Annotated in this window: 3 protein-coding genes; all 3 read right to left on the reverse strand. The window is 51.5% G+C overall.

From position 1 onward, the window contains the following. Window positions 1-147: 147 nt before the first annotated feature. A complete protein-coding gene (locus BIS10_RS17360; RefSeq protein ID WP_253507172.1) occupies window positions 148-1,047 on the reverse strand; it encodes an EAL domain-containing response regulator in 900 nt (299 codons plus the stop codon). Window positions 1,048-1,215: 168 nt separating this feature from the next. After that, complete coding sequence (locus BIS10_RS17365) at window positions 1,216-2,898, reverse strand: methyl-accepting chemotaxis protein (RefSeq protein ID WP_253507175.1); 1,683 nt, start codon at window positions 2,896-2,898, stop codon at window positions 1,216-1,218. A gap of 136 nt (window positions 2,899-3,034) precedes the next feature. Next, entirely contained in the window at window positions 3,035-4,882 is a 1,848-nt protein-coding gene (locus BIS10_RS17370; RefSeq protein ID WP_253507178.1) for an ABC transporter ATP-binding protein, read from the reverse strand. Window positions 4,883-5,009 lie beyond the last annotated feature (127 nt).

Here is a 5,009-nt window from a genome sequence, read left to right on the forward strand (position 1 = left end):
ATTTTGGAAGCGGCTGTTGGTGTTGGTTTTTGGTGTAAGGCCCTGAAACGTTAACACTTTCAGCCGCTTTCTTTTATACCCTGTGAGAAATCCAGGCTAGGCTCGCTATCAATTAACGATACGAAGCTACGGTCAATTTTTAATTCATCAAACAGGTAAGCGGTAGAGTTGGGTTAATGAGGAGTAGCCCGTCCCAAAGTCATCCAATGCCAGCTTACACCCGCGCTTGCGAAGCTCTTCCAGAATATGGCGTGCGTAGCCTAAGCATTCCACTCCCACCGACTCCGTCAGCTCGAGTGTGACTTTGGTCATATCAATGGTGTGCTTGGCGCACAGCTCATCGAACATCGACAACATATTTTCAGCTTTAACGAACTCGGCGGGCACATTAATGGCAATACTCAACGGTAACCCACGGGTGTGCCACGCGGACAATTGCGCTAAAGCCAGTTCTAAAATGCACCAAGTGAGAGGCACCATTAGGCCACTTCGCTCGGCTAGCGGAATAAAATTATCGGGATAGATGGTGCCGCGCGCTGGGTCTTCCCAGCGTACCAGCGCTTCCACGCCTAGCACCGTGCCGGTCATAAGTGAGACCTTAGGCTGAAACGCCAAGCAGATGTGCTGCTGTTTGATGGCCTGCGCCAGCTCGCCCACAGTGGGTGGTTTCGGTGACGACTCAATTTGCTTGATAAAATCGCTAAGGCCCGTCATCAACCGAGCCTTCGGTAGGAACCCTAACATCTTCAGGCTCTTGGAAGTGCCTTTGGCAATGGCGTGAGCAGCCGTTTCGTTATTACAACTACTTAGCAGCAGAATAGGGGCGTTGATTTTTAGGTCATAAAGATAGTCGAGGATATCCAGCCCCGTAAAATCCCCCAAGCCAAAATCAAGCACGATCAGATTAGTGTTGAGCAGGGCAGGTTTGCGCGCTAGCTCTCCCAAGCACCCAGCGGTGGAAACATCAAACCCATGTCGACTCAGCAGCATTTTGCCGAGCAGCTGGATATCGACGTCATCATCAATTACTAACGCACTAGGCGGCATGATGTGTCCTTTCATGTGAGTGCGCGGTTGCTTTGAATAGGTGTTATGACTCGCGCACCATACGCACGGCCTGTACTGGCAATGCAAAAGCGTCTTCGGGTGCCAGGGGAAGAGCCCGAAGACGCAGAGAGTCGTTAGATTAAACGAGTGGCTTAGTCGGTAATATCATCAGAAAGACTCCCATTCAGGGGTAGGCTGACGAACTAAATTTCTAGGTAGCGTTGAGGCTAACTGTAGTGTGCTTTTCTTCGTTTGATCAAGGGCGGCGCGACGGCCTGAGTCAACGATGGGCTGGTGGTTACTCAGTTTAAACGAGCCCACTAAGGTGCTGAGTCGATCTGCCTGTTCACGCAGCTCAGCGGCGGCAGCGCTAGACTCCTCCACCATCGAGGCATTGTGCTGCGTCATGCTATCTAGTTCGTTCACCGCGTCATTGACTTGACCAATGCCCACGCTCTGCTCTTTCGCTCCTGCGCTGATCTCTGCCACCACGTCGGCGACGCGCTCGATACTTTGCATCATGCTGTGCAGCGTATCGCTGGCGGCTTTCACTTGGGAGACGCCCGAGTGGGTGCGTTCCGCCGAGGTACTGATCAGTTCAGAGATACTCTTTGACGCGTCACTGGTGCGGCTGGCGAGAATGCGCACTTCTTGTGCGACCACCGCAAAGCCCCGGCCATGCTCTCCCGCTCTAGCCGCTTCCACTGAGGCGTTCAGTGCCAAAATATTTGTTTGAAAGGCAATGCTTTCAATCATGGTCACGATTTCACCGATTTGGCTGGACGACTCGCTAATGCTGCCCATGGTTTTCTGAACGCTTTGCATGGCATTCAAACCTTGATGTGCAATGTCGCGGGTCGATAGTGCAAGCTGGTTGGCTTGTTGGGCAGACTCCGAAGCATTGTTCACCACCGCCGCAATTTGCTCCATAGAGGCAGACGTTTGCTGTAAGTTGGCCGCAGCTTGTTCAGTGCGCGAGGCTAGCTCCTGGCTGCCCTTGGCAATTTCCGTAGAGGCGTGTTGAAGGCTCACAGTGCTCTGGCTGACGGACTGCAGCGTGTCGTCGATACGCTTAATAAAAGCGTTGAACTGATGAGCTAGTTCGCCAATTTCATCTCTGCGTTGGCTTTGAATGCGCGCCGTTAAGTCGCCATCACCTTCAGTAATTTCTTGAATTCTTGCGCTTACTTGTTGTATTGCTCTGGACATCATTTTAGGCCCCATGACTGCTACCAACATGACGAGAGCGAACACTGCTAAAGAAAAAATTAATGTAGAGGTTTGTTGTAGTTTTATCCTGTCGGCTACCGCTAACTCAGTGGCTAATACTACTGCTTCAACATTTTGTCCTGAAATGTCGTACAGGGAGCGCAATTCTTCAAAGCTTTCAAAAGATGAGCCTGAAAGAACATCTAAAGCGCTATTGATATCACCTGATTGATGAAGCTCAAAAACACGGCTGCTTTCTTGCTTCCACTTGCTATAAGTGGTTTCAAAATTAGAGAGTTGTGCTAAAAGCTCAGGGTGAGATTGCATGCTTTGAAAGTACGCCTGCATCCGGTCGTAAGCTTGTTGCGCATTTTCTTCATAGCTGGCTAATAGCTGAGCACTTCTGCTTGAAGAAGAGGAAGTGAGAACATATTCAATTTCAGCTACACGAGCTTGATAAAGATCTCTGTCAGCATTAAGAGTGGTTGACATAGCAGGTAAATAAATATCAACAACTTCATGAAATTTATCTTTTGCCATATTCACAAGTAAAAAGTCAGCAGCTACAACAGCTAATAATGATAGAGCAACTGTTGTAAAAGCGGCTGCATATTTAAAGCTGATTTTGTTAACCATTTTCATTTTCAGGCACCCTGTACCCCGGATTTAGGATGCTTTGAATATACTATTCGATCAATTTATTATCGATAATACGCGGGGAAGTGTCACTATTGTTTACGTTTGGCTCTCTATATGAATTTTAAAATGAAAATAAATCTCATTTGTACCCTTCAGCCTGCAAATGAAACAGCGACGCATAGCGTCCATTGTCTTCAAGCAGCGTTTCATGGGTGCCGCGTTCGATGATGCGCCCTTGGTCGATGACGATGATTTGGTCGGCGCTGCGGACGGTCGAGAAACGGTGGGAGATCAGAATCGTCATCTTGTCGCGGCTGTGATCACGAAAGCGAGCAAAGACATCCGCCTCGGCGGCGGCATCCATGGCAGCGGTAGGCTCATCGAGCACTAAGATATCGGCATCTTTACGCATGTAGGCACGAGAAAGCGCCACTTTCTGCCACTGGCCGCCGGAGAGCTCCTGGCCATTTTTAAACCAGCGCCCTAGCTGGGTTTGGTAGCCTTCGGGCATACGCTTGATAAAGCTATCGGCCAGCCCGTCTTTTGCCGCTTGCTTCCAACGCTGCTGATCATCGAAGGCCGTGGTATCGCCCACTCCAAGATTTTCACCTACGGTGAGCTGGTAGCGTACAAAGTCTTGGAAGATAACGCCCACGCGTGCTCTTAATGCTTGAGTATCCCAATCGTTAAGGTCACTGCCATCCAGCAAAATGCGGCCTTGGGTGGGTCGGTAGAGCCGCGTTAAGAGTTTGATCAGCGTGGTTTTACCCGAGCCGTTTTCACCCACAAGCGCTAAACTGCTGCCGGGCACAATGTGTAGCGAAATATCGTGCAGCACCTCTTGGCCGCCGGGGTAAGCAAAGCTCACCTGCTCAAAGCGCAGCCCGTCGTTGGGCACCGGGCCTTGGGTTAAATGACCAGCGTCGGCTTCGGTGGGCTGTTCCAGGTATTCGTATAAATTGGAAAGGTAGAGATTATCTTCATACATACCGCTCACAGCGGTAAGACTGGCGGATAGCGCACTTTGGCCCTGTTTGAAGACCATTAAGTACATGGTCATTTGGCCTAGCGTAAGTGCTCCTGCCACGGTTTCCACCACGACCCAGCCATAGGCAGCATAGAAAGTGAGCGTGCCCAGTAGCCCTAGAATAAACCCCCAGCTCTCTCGGCGTAGGGTCAGGCGGCGGTCTTCGGAAAATAGCTGGTGGAAAATAGCCCGGTAGCGCTGAAGAAAGCGCTGCTCTAAACCAAACAGTTTGACCTCTTTAATGCTGTCTTCACGAGCCAGTACGGTTTCCAGGTACATCTGCATGCGTGTTTGCGGCGAGCGCCAACGAAATAGCCGGAAGGCATCGCCGGAGAATTTCGCTTCCGAAAGAAATACCGGCAGGGCTCCCACCACCAATATCAGCAGCGCCCAGGGAGAAAACTGCACCAGTAGGAAGGCAAAACTGCCAAGGGAAATGGCATTTTGCAGCAGCCCAAAGGTTTTATTGACCAGCGCCAGTGGGCGGGTTGAGGCTTCTCGTCTAGCACGGGTGAGCTGGTCATAAAGCTCCGAATCCTCGAATTGGCTCAGCGACAGCGTGCCCGCTTTTTCCAAAATCATCACGTTCACTTTCTGCCCGAGCAGCGCTCTTAACAGCGACTGCTGGGCCGAGAGGCCACGCTGGGCTAACGCCATCAGGGCAATGATGCCGCCTTCCAACGCCACTAACCCCAGCACTGGAGTGAGCGTTGCCCATAAGTCAGGGTTGCTCGCTGCCTCATAGCTTTCCATGGCCGCCAGCACGCCATCGACAATCAACTGGCCCACATAAGCCGCCACCGCAGGCAGCACGCCAGCCACTAGCGTGCAAAGCGCCAAGCCCAGCATCATCCAGCGGGAGGTTTCCCATACCAGTGCCAGCGCACGGCGGCTATAGCGAAACACGCTAAAGAAGCCGCTGAAGGGAGAGGAGGAAGGAGAGGAAGAGGACGGCATCATGGCGTTAGCAACATCAAGGTAAGCAAAAAAGAGGCTGCCATGATGCGTGGCTTCGGCGTTGATAGCCAGAGGAGATAGCGGTTGATTCCGCGAGCCTACTGCCCACCTGGGTGGGCAGTAGTGACAC

This window comes from Halomonas sp. 707B3 (assembly GCF_024158645.1).
GTDB lineage: Bacteria > Pseudomonadota > Gammaproteobacteria > Pseudomonadales > Halomonadaceae > Vreelandella > Vreelandella lionensis.